Source organism: Enterobacter sp. 342 (genome assembly GCF_036663495.1).
GTDB lineage: Bacteria > Pseudomonadota > Gammaproteobacteria > Enterobacterales > Enterobacteriaceae > Enterobacter.
In genome coordinates this window covers 1-17632 of sequence record NZ_JAWUEI010000020.1, presented here as the reverse complement: position 1 = coordinate 17632, position 17632 = coordinate 1, and the positions used below count along the sequence as shown (strand labels likewise).

14 protein-coding genes are annotated in these 17632 nt (G+C 54.3%); 6 read left to right on the top strand and 8 right to left on the bottom strand.

Annotated features, from left to right (window positions below; all coding sequences use genetic code 11):
• Positions 1–18 precede the first annotated feature (18 nt).
• Entirely contained in the window at positions 19–1047 is a 1029-nt protein-coding gene (locus V6E55_RS16130; protein ID WP_316943362.1) for a Mal regulon transcriptional regulator MalI, read from the top strand.
• Positions 1048–1101: 54 nt separating this feature from the next.
• On the opposite strand, the gene V6E55_RS16125 is transcribed toward V6E55_RS16130, so the two are convergent.
• Positions 1102–2634: a YdgA family protein gene (locus tag V6E55_RS16125; protein ID WP_316943360.1), complete on the bottom strand. Its 1533-nt coding sequence runs from the start codon at positions 2632–2634 to the stop codon at positions 1102–1104.
• Positions 2635–2733: 99 nt separating this feature from the next.
• Entirely contained in the window at positions 2734–3909 is a 1176-nt protein-coding gene (gene manA / locus V6E55_RS16120) for a mannose-6-phosphate isomerase (protein WP_316943359.1), read from the bottom strand.
• Between the two features lie 197 nt (positions 3910–4106).
• On the opposite strand from manA, the gene fumA reads away from it, so the two are divergent.
• A complete protein-coding gene (gene fumA, locus V6E55_RS16115; protein ID WP_114979485.1) occupies positions 4107–5753 on the top strand; it encodes a class I fumarate hydratase FumA in 1647 nt (548 codons plus the stop codon).
• Between the two features lie 137 nt (positions 5754–5890).
• On the top strand, positions 5891–7285 hold the full coding sequence (gene fumC, locus V6E55_RS16110; RefSeq protein WP_129995980.1) for a class II fumarate hydratase: 1395 nt from the start codon (positions 5891–5893) through the stop codon (positions 7283–7285).
• Here fumC and tus read toward each other — a convergent pair whose 3' ends face one another.
• The 3 genes from tus to rstA form a co-directional block, all read right to left on the bottom strand.
• A complete protein-coding gene (gene tus / locus V6E55_RS16105) occupies positions 7286–8215 on the bottom strand; it encodes a DNA replication terminus site-binding protein (protein ID WP_316943357.1) in 930 nt (309 codons plus the stop codon).
• Positions 8216–8288: 73 nt separating this feature from the next.
• Complete coding sequence (gene rstB / locus V6E55_RS16100) at positions 8289–9587, bottom strand: two-component system sensor histidine kinase RstB (RefSeq protein WP_316943356.1); 1299 nt, start codon at positions 9585–9587, stop codon at positions 8289–8291.
• Positions 9588–9611: 24 nt separating this feature from the next.
• Complete coding sequence (rstA, locus tag V6E55_RS16095; RefSeq protein WP_114979489.1) at positions 9612–10328, bottom strand: two-component system response regulator RstA; 717 nt, start codon at positions 10326–10328, stop codon at positions 9612–9614.
• Between the two features lie 128 nt (positions 10329–10456).
• On the opposite strand from rstA, the gene V6E55_RS16090 reads away from it, so the two are divergent.
• Entirely contained in the window at positions 10457–10792 is a 336-nt protein-coding gene (locus V6E55_RS16090) for a GlpM family protein (protein ID WP_028017326.1), read from the top strand.
• On the opposite strand, the gene folM is transcribed toward V6E55_RS16090, so the two are convergent.
• From folM to ydgH, 3 genes are all read right to left on the bottom strand, one after another.
• Positions 10789–11511, bottom strand: a complete 723-nt coding sequence (gene folM, locus V6E55_RS16085; RefSeq protein WP_114979490.1) for a dihydromonapterin reductase — start codon at positions 11509–11511, stop codon at positions 10789–10791. The two genes, V6E55_RS16090 and folM, sit on opposite strands and share 4 nt — an antisense overlap.
• Positions 11512–11550: 39 nt before the next feature.
• Positions 11551–12933: an amino acid permease gene (locus tag V6E55_RS16080; RefSeq protein WP_114979491.1), complete on the bottom strand. Its 1383-nt coding sequence runs from the start codon at positions 12931–12933 to the stop codon at positions 11551–11553.
• 185 nt (positions 12934–13118) lie between these two features.
• Positions 13119–14063, bottom strand: coding sequence for a DUF1471 family protein YdgH (ydgH, locus tag V6E55_RS16075; protein ID WP_114979492.1), 945 nt, complete (start codon positions 14061–14063; stop codon positions 13119–13121).
• 535 nt (positions 14064–14598) lie between these two features.
• Here ydgH and pntA point away from each other — a divergent pair.
• The gene (pntA, locus tag V6E55_RS16070; RefSeq protein WP_129995977.1) at positions 14599–16128 is read left to right on the top strand and encodes a Re/Si-specific NAD(P)(+) transhydrogenase subunit alpha; all 1530 of its coding nucleotides are present in this window, start codon (positions 14599–14601) and stop codon (positions 16126–16128) included.
• A 10-nt stretch (positions 16129–16138) separates the two neighbouring features.
• The gene (pntB, locus tag V6E55_RS16065) at positions 16139–17527 is read left to right on the top strand and encodes a Re/Si-specific NAD(P)(+) transhydrogenase subunit beta (RefSeq protein ID WP_129995976.1); all 1389 of its coding nucleotides are present in this window, start codon (positions 16139–16141) and stop codon (positions 17525–17527) included.
• The last annotated feature ends 105 nt before the right edge of the window (positions 17528–17632 follow it).

The following is a 17632-nucleotide window of genomic DNA, read 5'->3' as shown; positions in this document are numbered from 1 at the left end:
AGGGAGTCACGCCGACACATGGCTGTAGCGAAAAAAATCACCATCAACGATGTTGCGCTGGCGGCGGGTGTTTCCGTCAGTACCGTTTCTCTGGTGCTGAGCGGGAAAGGGCGGATCTCTCCTGCGACCGGCCAGCGGGTGAACGAGGCGGTTGAGCAACTGGGCTTTGTACGTAATCGCCAGGCATCGGCGCTGCGCGGTGGGCAAAGCGGGGTTATCGGTTTGATTGTCCGCGACCTGACGTCTCCCTTCTATGCAGAACTGACCGCAGGGTTAACGGAGGCGCTTGAAGCGCAAGGACGGATGGTCTTCCTGCTGCACGGTGGCCGTGAAGCCGATCAGCTGCTTTCCCGCCTGGATATGTTGCTTAACCAGGGTGTCGACGGGGTGATCGTCGCCGGGGCGTCAGGCGTAGGCAGTGAGCTGTGTGAACGAGCCGCTGAAAAAGGTGTGCCTTTGGTCTTTGCCTCGCGCGCCAGCTACCTGGATGAGGCTGACACGCTGCGCCCGGACAACATGCAGGCCGCACAAATGCTGACTGAGTATCTTATTCGTCGCGGTCATCAGCGCATTGCCTGGCTCGGTGGTAGAAGTTCGTCTCTGACCCGTGCCGAGCGGGTCGGCGGCTACTGCGCGACGCTGATTAAATTCGGTCTGCCGTTCCACAGTGAATGGGTCGTTGAGTGTGAATCCAGCCAGAAGAAGGCGGCGGAAGCGATAAGCGCGTTGTTGCGTAGCAACCCGACAATAAGCGCCGTCATTTGCTATAACGACGTGATCGCGATGGGGGCCTGGTTTGGGCTGATCCGCGCCGGGCGTCAGAGCGGTGAGGGTGGGGTTGAAACGTTCTTTGGTCATCAGGTGGCGTTAGGGGCATTTGCCGACGTCGGCGAAAATGCGCTGGACGATCTTCCGATCGTCTGGGCTACGACGCCTGCGCGAGAAATGGGCTACACGCTGGCAGACAGGATCATGCAGCGCATCGAAAATACGGATGTCCAGGCCGGGCATCAGATTGTGGCGGCAAGGTTAGTGACGGTGAAATAGACGCCTCTGCGCCACCTGGCAATAAAAAACCCCTCATTCGAGGGGTTTTGTCGTTTACTGCTGAGGTGCTGCCGGTTCGGCTGGCGCTGCAGGTTCAGCCGGTTCCGGCACCCCCAGAGCAGGCATACCAAACATGCCGACAAAATCCTCCAGTGGCATCTTGTCACCGTTAAGCGTTACCTGGCCGTTGGTGTACTGCAGGCTGGTGGAAATCGTGTTGTTTTCCACTTTGGTGATGCGGAACATCTGGCCCATCGCCGCCAGGCCTTTCACCTGCTGGTTCGCCAGCTTGCCGGCGTCTTCGTCGCCGTAGCCTTCAAGCTTCGCAATCTGTGTCATAAACTCAGTTGCCATCTCCATAGGGATGGTCAGTTTGCTGTCGAGAGACTTCACGCTGCGATCGACTTCCTGCGCCAGCGTTTGCGGTTCACCCGTGGCGGTTGCCGGATCTTTCAGGAACAGAGACAGGTTGAAGTTGGTTTCACCTTTGCTGTTTTTCCAGCTCAGCGGTGCAACGGTTATCACCGGCTCGCCTTTCAGCAGGATCGGCAGGTTATTGAACAGCACCGCTATCGCCTGCTGCTGATACTCTTCCGGGTTTTGCTGCAGCGCGGTATCGGTCAGCAGCGCCTGGCTCTCTTTGCTGTATTTCTGGCTAAACTCATGCCACGCTTGACCGTCGATATTGCCGATCTTCAGTGAGAGTTTGCCGGTTCCCAGATCCTGATTCTGCACTTTCAGGCTCTTCAGCGTGTAATCCAGTTGAGTATTGATACTCTTACCGTCTTTGGAGACGTCAGATTTACCATCGACATCCATACCTTCCAGTACGGCCATCTCCTTGCCTTCAACCGCAATTGCAATCTTAGCAATTGAGAGTTTTTGATCGCCGATACGCTCTTTAAAATCAGTCATTCGGCTATTGCCGTCGGCTTTCAGATTGTTGAAGGTGAGCTGAACTTTTTGGTTGTATTCGTTTACGGCATTGACCAGCCCACTTTCCGCTTCACCCGTCAGGGAGAACACGTTTCCGTCGCGGTCAGCATCCAGCTTGAAGTTACCGCCGCTAAAGGCAACTTTCTCATTCTCTTTCTCGTAGTTCAGCGCTTTCAGGGCAATATCAGAACTCGTGTCACCGGCATAGCTGATGCGGGTGTTAATCTCGAAAGGTGATTCATTCTTTGCCAGGTCAAACAGCGGTTTGGTCAGGTCGTTGTTCACCAGTACGGTGTGAACGGATGCCATTGACGGGATCAGGTTAAAGGACTTCAACTGCGCCAGAGGCAACGGACCGTGGCTCACCACCTCATCCAGCACCACACTCTGGCCCGGTTTCAGCCAGCCGTTTTCAGAACCGGTAACCGGCTTCACCACAACCTGCATATGGCTGGTGAATACACCGCGCTGATAATTCTGGTAGCTCAGCTCAAGACCGGCTTCCGGCGCGTTGCGTTTAAGCTCGCTGTTAGCCTGTGCCACCATCTCAGCCAGACGGCCTTCCAGCTGTTTCCCGGTAAACCAGGAGGCACCTGTCCAGACCACGCCTAACGCTACAATCACTCCAACCGCTACGACCGATTTTTTCATTGCGACTATCCCTAAAATGAAACCAGGCGGTAGACACCGCCCGGAGATATAAAACCAGCAACTAGCTTAGCAAGAGTTGTTAAAAAATTCAGTAAGTCCCTATAGCTTATTAAAAACGCGCGCCAGGCGGCCTTTACCGCTAATGCTAACCGGAGATTCATTGGCCGCAACGAAAGCCGATTCGCCCGGCTTGAGCACCAGACGCTGTTCTCCCTTATGCAGCACCGCTTCGCCCTCTACGCAGAACAGGATCGCCGCGCTCTCCTGCGAGATGGTCGTTTCTGTCTGGCTCAGGTCGTGTAGTGAGAAAGCAAAATCCTCAACCGGGATAGGGAAGTCAAGCTCTGCGCCGTTTTTCACCGGCTGAGTCAGCAGCTCTCCGGCAGGTTTCGCCACGAACTTCACATTGGCAACCAGCTCAGGAATATCGATGTATTTCGGCGTCAGACCCGCGCGCAGCACGTTGTCGGAGTTGGCCATTACCTCCAGAGCGACACCCTGCAGATAGGCGTGAGGCGTTTCGGCAAACAGGAACATCGCTTCGCCCGGGTTCAGCTTCACCACGTTCAGCAGCAGCGGAGAGAACAGACCGCTGTCGTCCGGGTAGAATTCGGAAATCAGGCGGATGGTCTCCCACGGCTCACCTTGCTGCGTGTTCAGTGCCGCTTTCAGCACCGCCAGCGCGTGTGATTTCTCTTCACCCTGCATGTTAAGCAGGCTGGCAAACAGCTGGCTCAGTGCGTCTGCGTTCGGGTTATTGAGGAAGTGGGCGATAGCCTTGTTGGCACCTGCGACAGGTTGCAGCAGGGAAATGATCTCTGAAAACTCGCGGAACGCATTCATCGCCAGGAACGGGGTCAGCGCAAAGACCAGCTCCGGTTTATGGTTAGGATCTTTGTAGTTACGCTCGGCAGCATCTAACGGAATGCCTGCTGCGTTCTCTTTGGCGAAACCAATCTCAGAGGCTTTCTTGTTAGGGTGAACCTGGATGGAGAGCGGCTGGTCGGCACACAGTACTTTAAACAGGAACGGCAACTCACCAAAACGGCTGGCAACCTTGTCGCCCAACAGCGCGCCTTTATCGGCATCAATGACGTCGCGCAGAGAGCGAACCTGGCCGCTGGCATCTTCAATTTTTGAGCTGCTCTTCGGGTGCGCCCCCATCCACAGTTCTGCCATCGGCAGGTTGTTCGGGTTCGCGATACCGTAGAGATCCGTTAACGCAGTTTTACTTCCCCAGGCGTAGTTTTGCACTGAGTTAATGAGTTTTTGCATTATCAAGCCCTGATTCAAATGTGGAATTAACTCCGGGTATTAAAGCAATAAACCACGTGGAAGTAACCTGCGGATGTAAAAAGTCGTACTAGTCTCAGTTTTTGTTAAAAAATTGTGTAGGATAAGCTGACTCGCTTTTAAGCGGGCAGCGGAACATCTGCCCAAATAATCAGACTGAAGCAGTAAGTGAGAGAACAATGTCGAATAAACCCTTTCATTATCAGGATCCTTTCCCGCTGAGTAAGGATCAGACCGAGTATTACCTGTTAACCCGCGATCACGTCTCCGTATCAGAGTTTGAAGGCCAGGAGATCCTCAAGGTGGACCCGCAGGCGCTGACGTTGCTGGCGCAGCATGCGTTCCATGACGCCTCGTTTATGCTCCGCCCTGCGCATCAGCAGCAGGTTGCCGATATCCTGAGCGACCCGCAGGCCAGCGAGAACGATAAATACGTTGCCCTTCAATTCCTGCGTAACTCCGATATCGCAGCCAAAGGCGTTCTGCCGACCTGCCAGGATACTGGCACGGCGATCATTGTCGGTAAAAAAGGCCAGCGCGTCTGGACCGGCGGCGGTGATGAAGCTGCCCTGGCGCACGGCGTCTACAACACCTACACCGAAGACAACCTGCGTTATTCGCAAAACGCGGCGCTGGACATGTACAAAGAGGTTAACACCGGCACCAACCTGCCTGCGCAGATTGACCTCTATAGCGTGGACGGTGACGAGTACAAATTCCTCTGCATCGCCAAAGGCGGCGGTTCAGCCAACAAAACCTATCTCTACCAGGAAACCAAAGCGCTGCTCACCCCGGGCAAGCTGAAAAACTACCTGGTCGAGAAAATGCGTACGCTCGGCACCGCGGCGTGCCCGCCGTACCACATCGCGTTTGTGATTGGCGGTACGTCGGCTGAAAGCACGCTGAAAACCGTGAAGCTGGCCTCAACCAAATACTACGATGGCCTGCCAACGGAAGGGAACGAGCACGGCCAGGCGTTCCGCGACGTGCAGCTTGAGCAGGAATTGCTGGAAGAAGCACGTAATCTGGGCCTGGGAGCGCAGTTTGGCGGTAAATATTTTGCTCACGACGTGCGCGTGATCCGTCTGCCGCGTCACGGCGCATCTTGTCCGGTCGGGATGGGCGTGTCCTGCTCTGCGGATCGCAACATCAAGGCCAAGATCAACCGTGAAGGTGTGTGGATCGAAAAACTGGAAAACAACCCAGGTAAGTATATTCCGGAAGAACTGCGTAAAGCAGGTGAGGGTGAAGCGGTTCGCGTTGACCTGAACCGTCCGATGAAAGAGATCCTGGCGCAGCTTTCGCAGTATCCGGTGTCGACGCGTCTCTCCCTTAACGGCACGATTATCGTCGGACGCGACATCGCGCACGCGAAGCTGAAAGAGCGTCTGGACAACGGCGAAGGGTTGCCGCAGTACATTAAAGATCACCCAATCTATTACGCAGGCCCGGCGAAAACGCCAGAAGGTTATGCTTCCGGCTCGTTAGGCCCAACCACGGCAGGCCGTATGGACTCGTACGTTGACCAGCTGCAGGCCAACGGCGGCAGCATGATCATGCTGGCGAAAGGCAACCGTAGCCAGCAGGTGACGGATGCCTGCCACAAGCATGGCGGTTTCTATCTGGGCAGTATCGGCGGCCCGGCTGCCGTGCTGGCGCAGGGCAGCATCAAGAGCCTGGAGTGCGTGGAATACCCGGAACTGGGTATGGAAGCGATCTGGAAAATTGAAGTGGAAGATTTCCCGGCGTTCATCCTTGTGGATGACAAAGGTAACGACTTCTTCAAACAGATCCAGTCTTCCCAGTGTTCGGCGTGTGTGAAGTAAGATAAAAAGCCGGGTGGCGTCAACACCACCCGACACTAAAAAAGAGCGCACAAAGCGCCATATCGTTTCTCAGAAGTCATCAATACTTATCTCTTAAGCATGTGAGCAATCCCATCTTTGTAATCAAGGAGTAAGTAATGACAACGGTACGCCATGAGAAAGACTCGATGGGCGCCATCGCCGTCCCGGCTGACAAGCTATGGGGCGCGCAAACCCAGCGTTCACTTGAACATTTCCGCATTTCGACCGAGAAAATGCCCGTCTCGCTGATTCAGGCGCTGGCGCTCACCAAACGCGCAGCCGCTAAAGTCAACCAGGATTTAGGCCTGCTGACGGCAGACAAGGCCACCGCCATCATGAATGCCGCCGACGAAGTGCTGGCGGGCAAGCATCCCGACGAATTTCCTCTCGCCATCTGGCAGACCGGTTCCGGCACCCAAAGCAACATGAACATGAACGAAGTGCTGGCAAACCGCGCAAGTGAGCTGCTGGGCGGCGTGCGTGGCATGGAGCGTAAGGTTCACCCGAATGATGACGTGAACAAGAGCCAAAGCTCTAACGACGTGTTCCCGACGGCAATGCACGTGGCGGCGGTCATCGCTCTTCACGAGCAGCTTATCCCGCAGCTGAATGTGCTGAAAAAGACCCTCGACGAAAAAGCACAGGCTTTCCGCGATATCGTCAAAATTGGTCGCACCCACCTGCAGGACGCCACGCCGCTGACCCTCGGCCAGGAGATTTCCGGCTGGGTGGCGATGCTGGAGCATAACCTGAAGCACATTGAATACAGCCTGCCACATCTGGCGGAGCTGGCGCTCGGTGGTACGGCAGTGGGGACCGGGTTAAATACTCACCCTGAATACGCAGTGCGCGTGGCTGAGGAGCTTGCCACCACGACCGGGCAACCGTTTGTGACGGCACCTAATAAGTTCGAAGCACTGGCGACCTGCGATGCGCTGGTCCATACACATGGCGCGCTGAAAGGGCTGGCGGCCTCGCTGATGAAAATGGCCAACGACGTACGCTGGCTGGCCTCGGGTCCGCGCTGCGGGATTGGTGAAATCAGCATTCCGGAAAACGAGCCGGGCAGCTCTATCATGCCGGGTAAAGTGAACCCGACCCAGTGTGAAGCCATGACTATGCTTTGCTGTCAGGTGATGGGCAACGACGTGGCCGTTAACATGGGAGGCGCATCCGGCAACTTCGAGCTGAACGTCTATCGCCCAATGGTGATCCACAACGTTCTGCAATCCATTCGCCTGCTGGCGGACGGGATGGAGAGCTTTAACGAGCATTGTGCGGTAGGGATTGAGCCAAATCGCGAGCGTATCAGCCAGCTGCTCAATGAATCCCTGATGCTGGTGACGGCGCTAAATACCCATATTGGCTACGACAAAGCCGCCGAGATCGCTAAGAAAGCGCATAAAGAGGGGCTGACGCTGAAAGCCTCCGCCCTGGCGCTGGGCTATCTGACGGAGGCGGAGTTTGACGCCTGGGTTCGCCCGGAGGCGATGGTCGGCAGTCTGAAATAATCATCCCGCCACATACAGGTGCAGCCGTGGAATAATCAGCTGTAGCGGCTGCGCCTGAGGTCGGTAACGGTGCTGGATATTTTCAGCATCATAATTCAGGAGTTCACCGATATCCGGCACGATAGCACCCTGATCGGCATCGTAAAGCGCAATCAGCGGTGTCGGACAGGCATACTGCACCTGTTTTTGCTGACCGGAATACCAGACGCGGGCGATAGGCTGCACCTTCACCGGACGCTTAATTTTGAGGCGCGTGTCTGCCGGTAGCGAGGCGATGCTGTGGTACTCCTGTTCGAGGCGTTCAATCCACTGTTCCCGCGACCACGGTGCCACGGTGCGCGGCGCCTTCAGGCTTTTTTCCAGCTGCGCCAGAATCTCATCCCGGGTGAAGTTTTTAATGATGTGCTTGTTGGCCCAACCGAAGCGCAGCGTGGCGGGATGGCGCAGCACCGTCAGCGTGCGGTAGGCATTCAGGGTAATCAACCCGGGAAGCTGACGATGCACCCACTCGAACCGGGCTGCAGGGGCCAGGCCTGACTCTTCTGTGATGATCTTTTCAAATGCCGCTTTCAGGTCGTTGATATACGCCATCTGACTTTCCAGCGCCTCACGCGTTGTCGCATCGGTTTGCAGGCAGATCACGCCAGGCAGGCGGACGGCCGCCTTACTGCTGCGTTGTTCTGACTGCTGCTGAATAAATAGGTGACGATAATGTTTTAGTGCCAGTTCAAATGCGGCTTTGCCGATGTGCTGTTTCACGTCGATGGTATCCAGCGGATCATGTTCTGCCCCTTTGGCCACATCCGGTAGGGTAAAGACGCGCGCGGCCAGCAGGCGGCAGGTCTGCAAGCGTTCTGTCAGCGTGAGTAACTCATGTTCTATTTCGCGAAAGGTGCTGTTGAGCCTTTCGATGAGATCGTAAGTCGCCATAAATACACTCATTAGTTACAACATACTTATCATATAGCACAGCACGCCGGGTCAGGCCAGCGTGCGGTTTAGGTCAGGCAGGAACGGGAAGGGTGATGTTATGGTAAACCGGCCAGCTAAAGCAGAAGCGCGCACCACCGAGTTCGCTCTCCTCGCAATGCACAGTTCCGCCCATCGCCTGTGCGATAGAGTAGACAATCGCCAGCCCCAGACCACATCCCCCGGTAGCGCGGTCGCGGCTGGGATCCAGGCGCACAAATGGTTCAAACACGGTTTCTCGTGCTTCCGGGGCAATTCCCGGCCCGTCGTCTTCTACCGTCAGGCTGGCCTGATTGCCCTGCAAATCCAGGCTAATCTGCAATGTGCTTTCGCTGTAACGCATGGCGTTGTTGAGCAGGTTGTCCAGCACGCGCTCCATCAGGCGCATATCGAGCGCGCCATAATCACCTGGGGTGACGCGGGTCAACAGCGTGCGCTGCGGGTTCACGCTCTGCACATCATCAATGTGAGTTTGCAGCCAGTCAGGCAGATCCGGCGTGCTGAGGTTCAGTTCGTTCTGCGGGCGGTCGAGGCGCGCGTAGGTCAGCAGTTCTTCAATCAGCGCTTCAAGCTGGCCAATATCGCGATTCAGAGCCTGAGATTCCGCTTCCGTCAGATTCTCGCTCATCTCCAGACGATAGCGCAGGCGAACCAGCGGCGTCCGTAGCTCGTGTGCTATCCCGTCAATCAACTGCTTCTTACTGGCGATAAGGGCATTGATGTTATCGGCCATCTGGTTAAAGGCCACACCCAGACGTTCAAAGCTGGAACCGCTGTCGAAGTGAATACGTTCGGTAAAATGTCCCTCGCCAAAACGCTGTGCTGCGGATTCCAGTTTCAGCATGTCCTGCCAGTGTGGTCGCATCCAGATAAAAACCGGAAACGCGAGTGAAATGGCAATGAAGGCCATCAGCGCCATATCCAGCAGACGCATCTGGTGGAGATAATAGAGGTAGGGCACCGGCCCGACAGCCAACACGTAATGGCTGCGCGGAATGCGCTGGATAAAGGTATATTTCTCATCCAGCGCAACAATGTCCCCGTCGCGCAGACGTTGCATGGTGGGCGCGTCCAGATCGAAATCTTTCAACGGCTCGATGCGTAAATCAAACGACAGGTTCAGATCCAGCTCTTTCAGAGTTTTCGCCCAGTCGTGCGGTGGGATCTCTCTCAGCTCGCTGCGCATCAGATACAGCGAGCTTTTCATCAGGTCATCCAGCGACTGCCTGCCTGCACGTTCGGCGGTGAATTTATAGACCAGCCCGACCAGCATGGTCATCACCAGGAAGCAGACAAACAGCAGAAGATAAAACTGCACAAACAGCTTTTTCATTAACGATTCCGGATGATGAAATAATCAGGTTTCCCAGGCGTGCGGAGCAAACAGATAGCCCTTGTTACGCACGGTTTTAATGCGGTACGGCTCGGTGGCGTTATCCTGCAACTTTTTGCGCAGACGCGATATCGCAACATCAACGCTGCGATCCATGCCGTCATAACTCACTCCGCGCAGGTTTTTCAGCAGCGCATCGCGATCCATGATTTGCCCGGCATGGGTTGCCAGCTCCCAAAGCAGGTCAAAATCTGCGGTCGAGAGCGCAATAAGCTCGTCGGAAAGCAGTACCTGACGATTAATCGGATCAATGGAAAGCGTACCAAAACGCATCGCTTTGTGAGGTGTCAGTGACGGAGCTGGCGCTTCGCGTTCGATGCTGGCGTGCTGGCGTAAATGAAGACGCAGGCGCGCGAGCAGAACGGCAGGGGGGGTAGTTTTCAGAATGTAGTCATTGGCACCCATCTCCAGCGACAGAATATGGTTCATATCGCTGTCCAGTGAAGTGAGCAGGACGATTGGCCCCTCCCAGCGGGCGCGAAGGTCACGACAGAGCGTCATGCCGTCTTTTCCTGGCAACATGATATCCAGGAGGACAAGGTCCGGGTTTTCACGCACGACAACCTCTTCGGCGCGATCGCCACGAGGCTCAACAATGACGTCCATATCATGTTTACCCAGATAGGCGGCAATCAATTGCCCGACTTCGGGTTCGTCTTCAACATAAACAATCTTATTCATACAACGTCTGTTATCGTGAAAAATGCCAACATACACCGCAGAACCTTAACCTTCCATTAATCTTTCAAAATTAGCGTCAGTTCCGTTATTCTGACTCATATTGTTACTTGATTGTTATAGGGAAAAGTATGGGGCTGGTGATTAAGGCCGCACTTGGTGCGCTGGTGGTGTTATTGATTGGCATCCTGGCTAAAACCAAAAATTATTATATTGCCGGGCTGATCCCACTCTTCCCGACTTTTGCGCTCATTGCACACTATATTGTGGCCTCTGAACGGGGCACAGAAGCATTGCGAACGACCATCGTGTTTGGCATGTGGTCTATTATCCCGTATTTCCTCTACCTGTTATCGCTCTGGTATTTCACCGGTTTTCTGCGACTTCCCCTGGCGCTGAGCGGGGCAGTGGTCTGCTGGGGGCTCAGCGCCTGGGTGTTAATCTTCTTCTGGAGCCGCTTTCACTAGCGCAGTGGCCGGCCTCCGTCTACGGCAAAGGTTCTGCCGGTAACGTAGCAACTGGTGAGCAGGTAATCCACAAGGTCAATCACCTCTTTTTCGCCAGGGGCAATTTTCATCAGCGACTTGTTCAGCGCCTGCTGGCGATACTCCGCATCGTCGGTTTCATTAAATAAAATCATTGCCGGGGCGATGGCATTTACCTTCACTTCGGGCGCGAGTTTGCGGGCAAACGAGCGCGTCATGTTATCCAGCGCGGCTTTACTGGCTGCATAGGCAATGTGCTTGTCGCTGCCTCGCTCCACCACATAATCGGTGAAATGGATAATGTCGCCCGCAGCATGTCCGTGGCCGCGCAGCAGATCCTGCAGCGCGTGATTAAGCAAATAGGGCGTATTAACGTGGATCTGTAACATGGCTGAGAGCGTTTCGCTGAGCGATGTGCCGGGCTTTTCGGCTCGCCATGCACTGGCGTTATGGATAATGGCACGCAGCCCCGTCGTGGTGGACTTCACTTTATCCGCAAAGGCCAGAATGCCTTCATCGGTCGAAAAATCCGCCTGAATGCAAACAGCCCCTGCTTTTCGTAATCCTTCGATAGAGGGATATTCAGTACGATAACTGACGATGACCGGATGGCGAAGGTTGAGAAAATGATGGGCAAGGGCGAGGCCGATACGACGGCCTCCACCGGTAATCAGTATTGGGCGAAGCTGTGCATTTCCCATCGTATTCTCCTTTACAGTTCAACAATGGGAAAGGCGATGCTATCCCATTAACATCCAGGTTGCCGGTAAAGCTGCAACCAGTAACAGTCCGATTAAGGCCATCTCGCGGCGTTTAAGTGCGTTTTCGAGCTGATGCGTGCGGCGTGCATAGATAAACACCAGCAAACCCGGTGCATATAACACTACAGACAGCAGCAAATGCATAGGCCCGGAAGCATACAACAACCACAGACCGTAAATACAGGCTCCGACACCCACAACATAGTGCGCCGGGCGTGTGGCAATTTTTAACAAATACGCGCCCACTAAGAAATAGGGTACCAGAATCATCTCTGAGGCGATGGTCAGCAGAGTGTTATAGTCAGAACCTGTGAGCCAGATCAGCACCAGACAGACCTGCACGCTGATGTTAGTCAGCCAGAGTGATGCGGACGGCGCACTGTTTTTGTTCTGACGGGCAAACAGGCGTGGAAACGCTTTGTGCGTGGAGGCCAGGAACGGGACTTCAGCGGCCATAATGGTCCAGCTCAGGTAAGCGCCACAGACGGAGATGATCAGCCCCGCAGCAATCACCACATCACCCCAGGGACCGAGCATTTTTACCATCAGCCCTGCCATTGATGGGTTACGCATCCCGGCCAGCTCAGGACGTGCTACCACGCCCAGCGACAGCAGCGTGACCAGCAGATAGACCCCCAGCGCGGCCATTACGGCCAGCAGAGTTGCACGGCCCACATCGCGTTTATTACGTGCCCGGGCGGAAACCACGACCGCGCCTTCAACACCGATAAACACCCACAGGGTAATGAGCATCGTGTTTTTCACCTGCTCCCAGACAGGTACGCCCAACGCAACGCCGGTGAAATCGAGCTTAAATACGTCCATACGGAACGCAATAAAGGCCAGCACGATAAACAGACCTAGCGGGACCAGCTTCGCGAGGGTAGCCACGAGGTTAATACTGGCTGCTGTTTGTACGCCACGTAAAACCAGCCAGTGAACGAACCACAGCAGTACCGAGGCACCCACAATAGACTGCCAGGTGTTACCATCGCCAAAGAGACGCAGCTCAGGCGTGTCGGTAAAGAAACTCAGCGCCGAGAAGACGATCACCAGATAGGAGACGTTGGCGATAACCGCGCATAACCAGTATCCCCATGCGGAGCAGAAGCCAATCAGCTCACCAAAACCTTCACGTGCATAGGTGAAAATCCCACCGTCCAGATCCGGTCGGATGCGGGTCAGCAGCAACATTGCGAACGCCAGCAGCAATATCCCAACACCGGTGATACCCCAGCCAATAAGGAGTGCGGCTGGGCTTGCCACCGCCGCCATGTTCTGCGGTAAACTGAATACGCCCGCACCCAGCATTGAGCTTAAAACGAGTGCAGTCAGAGCACTCAGGCCAAGTTTCTTTTCCATTGGCTTCCTGTTATGAAAAGTCCAAATCCAGAATAATTATTTCGCACAGGCGCATAAAAATGGTGGATCACACTAAGGCGCGGGATTTTACGGAGTGTAACGAAAGCATGCAATGACGTGTGGCAGAAATTCAAAAAAAGTAACAAAAAAAGGCGGCATTGCGCCGCCTTTGATCAATGATTTTGTTACTTGTAGAGATCGGCGCTGATCGTCACGTTGTTGCCACGTTCCTGCCACTGGCGGGTGATGTGGTAGTATTTCGCCCCTTTCTTCGCAGCACGCTTCGCGACCTGATAAGAGACTTCCGTCATGTTGCCGTAGTTGCCGGTGAACTTGATGCTGTCGAACGGCACCATCTGCGCAGCAGTGGCGTTGTTCAGCTCTTCAATTTTGGTACCGTCTGGCAGCGTCACGGAATAACGGCCACCTTTCGTGGACTGCGTTTCGAAGAAACGGCCCACTTCAGCGCTTGGTGCAGCAGAGGTTGCTACGCCAGGGATTTCAACTTTCTTCGCTTCCTCACCGCCTTTCGCTATTGCCGCGCGGCCTGCTTCGGAATCAGCCGGGATAACATCCGGGCTTTGCAGAACACGTTTTTTCGCATCTTCTTTATAGATGAACGCGGTGATGCGCTGGTTGCCGCCCTGGTTAGCATCCACCTGACGCACGATATAGAAAGAGTACGCACCTTTCTCTTTCGCCGCTTTGGTGATGGCATCGTTTACTTCAGGCTGGCTGCGATAGAAGCCCTGAACGGTGACGGTGTCATAAGGTTCCAATGCGATCGCTTGATCTTTTGGTAGTTCAACGATGCCATTAATCACGCGGTTTTTCGGTGCATCAGCTTTCGGTGCATTGTCTTTGAACAGCGCAATGGTTACGCGCTGATTACCGCTGTTGCCATAATCAGACTGGTCAATGACGTAAAACGAGGCCGCACCATTTTTATCGGCGGCTTTTGACGCGGCGGCAACGGCATCGCCAATGGAATTGTAGCGACCCACAATGACCGTATGGTCAAAAGGTTTTAACGCTGCCGCTTGCTCTGGCGTTAACTCTGTTGCGGCATTTGCAGACAGGGTGGTCGCACAGAGAAGTGCGGACGCCAGGAGTGTGTTCTTAAGCTTCATAAAAATAATCCTTCGCCTTGCGCAAACCATGTACTGGTATTGTTGTTAATTTGAGACGGTCCCGATTATGGCATTTAAAACCTGTCGCTGTCTGCGGCATTTTTCACTGCCAGTGCTTACTGAATCACCGAATTCGATAACATTTAGTGATATGTTGAAAAAACAGGCGTTTGACAAGTAAAACTGATAAAGCTTATGACTTTTACAAGTTAATTTAATGTTAATAACTTGTTCTCTTATGGCGCTATATCATGTTTTTACCGCTTCGCTTGCGCGATTTATCGGCTTCGAGGATGAATTTAAGGTAAATATCACTGTCAGTGACGCCGATCGCTTATTTTTCACAGATAAAGTAAGAAATAGTGTTTTCTGGCGGTAGATCACGGGCGCTATTTTCAGTAGGTTATAGACAGTTTGTTACTGTTTTATTTTCCGGGGTTAATCATATCTCGTCGCTATCGTGATGGCGAAAATTGATACAAACCGCGGGCATTTATCGACAAACCATCATCAAAAACCGATGGAAGGGAAAACTATGCGTATTGGGGTACCAAAAGAACGGTTAGCCAATGAAACCCGCGTAGCGGCAACACCGAAAACGGTGGAGCAACTGCTTAAACTGGGTTTTACCGTCGCGGTTGAAAGCGGCGCAGGCAAACTGGCAAGTTTCGATGACGAAGCCTTTATCCAGGCTGGCGCGGAAGTGGTGGATAGTGCTGAAGTCTGGCAGTCACCTGTGATTCTGAAGGTGAACGCACCGGAAGAGAGTGAGATTTCGCTGCTCAATCCAGGTACGACGCTGGTGAGTTTTATCTGGCCTGCGCAAAATCCTGAGCTGATGGAGAAGCTGGCGGCACGTGGCGTGACCGTAATGGCCATGGATTCTGTACCACGAATTTCGCGTGCGCAGTCGCTGGACGCGTTAAGCTCTATGGCAAACATCGCGGGCTATCGCGCCATTGTGGAAGCGGCCCACGAATTTGGTCGTTTCTTTACCGGTCAAATCACTGCGGCAGGTAAAGTCCCTCCGGCGAAAGTGATGGTGATTGGCGCAGGCGTTGCGGGTCTTGCTGCAATCGGTGCTGCAAATAGCCTCGGGGCTATCGTGCGCGCGTTTGATACCCGTCCTGAGGTTAAGGAACAGGTACAAAGCATGGGTGCCGAATTCCTTGAACTGGACTTCAAGGAAGAAGCGGGCAGCGGTGATGGCTACGCCAAGGTCATGTCTGAAGCCTTTATCAAAGCGGAAATGGAACTCTTCGCCGCACAGGCGAAAGATGTCGATATTATTGTGACCACCGCTCTGATCCCGGGCAAACCAGCGCCGAAGCTGATCACCCGTGAAATGGTGGATTCCATGAAGTCGGGAAGCGTGATTGTCGACCTGGCGGCGCAAAACGGCGGTAACTGTGAATATACCGTCCCGAATCAGGTGACAACGACCGCGAACGGCGTGAAGGTGATCGGTTATACCGATCTGCCAGGCCGTCTGCCAACGCAGTCTTCGCAGTTGTACGGCACTAACCTCGTTAACCTGCTGAAACTGCTCTGCAAAGAGAAAGATGGCAACGTCACCGTTGATTTCGACGATGTGGTCGTCCGTGGCGTTACCGTGGTTCGTGAAGGTGAAATCACCTGGCCTGCGCCACCTATTCAGGTTTCTGCTCAGCCTCAGGCTGCACCGAAAGCGGCGCCAGAACCAAAAGAACCTGCCAAACCTGCTTCTCCGTGGCGCAAATACGCGATCATGGCGCTGGCTATTATTCTGTTCGGCTGGCTGGCTAACGTTGCGCCGAAAGAGTTCCTTGGCCACTTTACCGTCTTCGCGCTCTCCTGCGTGGTGGGTTACTACGTGGTGTGGAACGTTTCCCATGCCTTGCACACACCACTGATGTCGGTCACCAACGCCATCTCGGGGATTATCGTGGTTGGGGCGTTACTGCAGATTGGTCACGGCGGCTGGATCAGCTTCCTGAGTTTTGTTGCGGTGTTGATCGCCAGTATCAATATTTTCGGTGGTTTCACCGTGACTCAGCGCATGCTGAAAATGTTTCGTAAAGGCTAAGGGGTAGCATATGTCTGGAGGATTAGTGACAGCCGCATACATTGTTGCTGCAATCCTGTTTATTTTCAGTCTGGCGGGACTTTCCAAACACGAAACGTCTCAGCAGGGTAATAACTTTGGTATCGCCGGGATGGCGATTGCACTGATTGCCACTATCTTCGGGCCGGACACCGGCAACGTTGCGTGGATTCTGGTGGCGATGATCATCGGTGGTGCGATTGGTATTCGCCTGGCGAAACGCGTTGAAATGACCGAGATGCCGGAGCTGGTTGCGATTCTGCACAGTTTTGTCGGTCTGGCGGCGGTGCTGGTGGGCTTCAACAGCTACTTGTACCACACCCCGGGTCTGGAACCGATTCTGGTGAATATCCACCTGACGGAAGTATTCCTCGGTATCTTCATCGGTGCGGTCACCTTCACCGGTTCCATTGTTGCGTTCGGTAAACTGCGCGGGAAGATCTCTTCTAAACCGCTGATGCTGCCAAACCGTCATAAGCTGAACCTGGCGGCGCTGGTGGTGTCGTTTGTGCTGCTGGTGGTCTTCGTGCGTACCGAAAGCGTGGGCTTGCAGGTACTGGCGTTGCTGGTGATGACCGTTATTGCACTGGCATTCGGCTGGCATCTGGTGGCCTCCATCGGTGGTGCGGATATGCCAGTGGTCGTCTCCATGCTGAACTCCTACTCCGGTTGGGCAGCAGCGGCGGCAGGTTTTATGCTGAGCAACGACCTGCTGATCGTCACCGGTGCGCTGGTGGGTTCTTCCGGTGCGATCCTGTCTTACATCATGTGTAAAGCGATGAACCGTTCGTTCATCAGCGTTATCGCCGGTGGTTTTGGTTCTGATGGTTCCTCGACGGGTTCTGACGAAGAAGTGGGCGAGCACCGCGAGATTAGCGCGGAAGATACTGCTGATATGCTGAAAAACTCGCATTCAGTCATTATCACCCCAGGCTATGGCATGGCGGTAGCACAGGCTCAGTATCCGGTCGCGGAGATCACTGAGAAGCTGCGTGCGCGGGGGATCAAGGTTCGCTTTGGTATTCACCCGGTGGCAGGACGTCTGCCTGGTCACATGAACGTACTGCTGGCGGAAGCGAAAGTGCCTTACGACATCGTGCTGGAAATGGACGAGATCAACGATGATTTCGCCGAGACCGACACCGTGCTGGTCATCGGTGCCAACGACACCGTTAACCCGGCGGCACAGGATGATCCGCGTAGCCCAATCGCCGGTATGCCGGTTCTGGAAGTGTGGAAGGCGCAGAACGTCATTGTCTTCAAACGCTCCATGAACACTGGCTATGCCGGGGTTCAGAACCCGCTGTTCTTCAAAGAGAACACCCATATGCTGTTTGGCGATGCCAAAGCCAGCGTGGATGCGATTCTGAAAGCGCTGTAAGTTGTACTAAATGAAAAAGCCGCCAACTTGAAGTGAACCCCATATATTGGACACTTTCTTAACTGGCGGCTGACATGGCCTGAGTTCGGTATTGTACCGGACTCA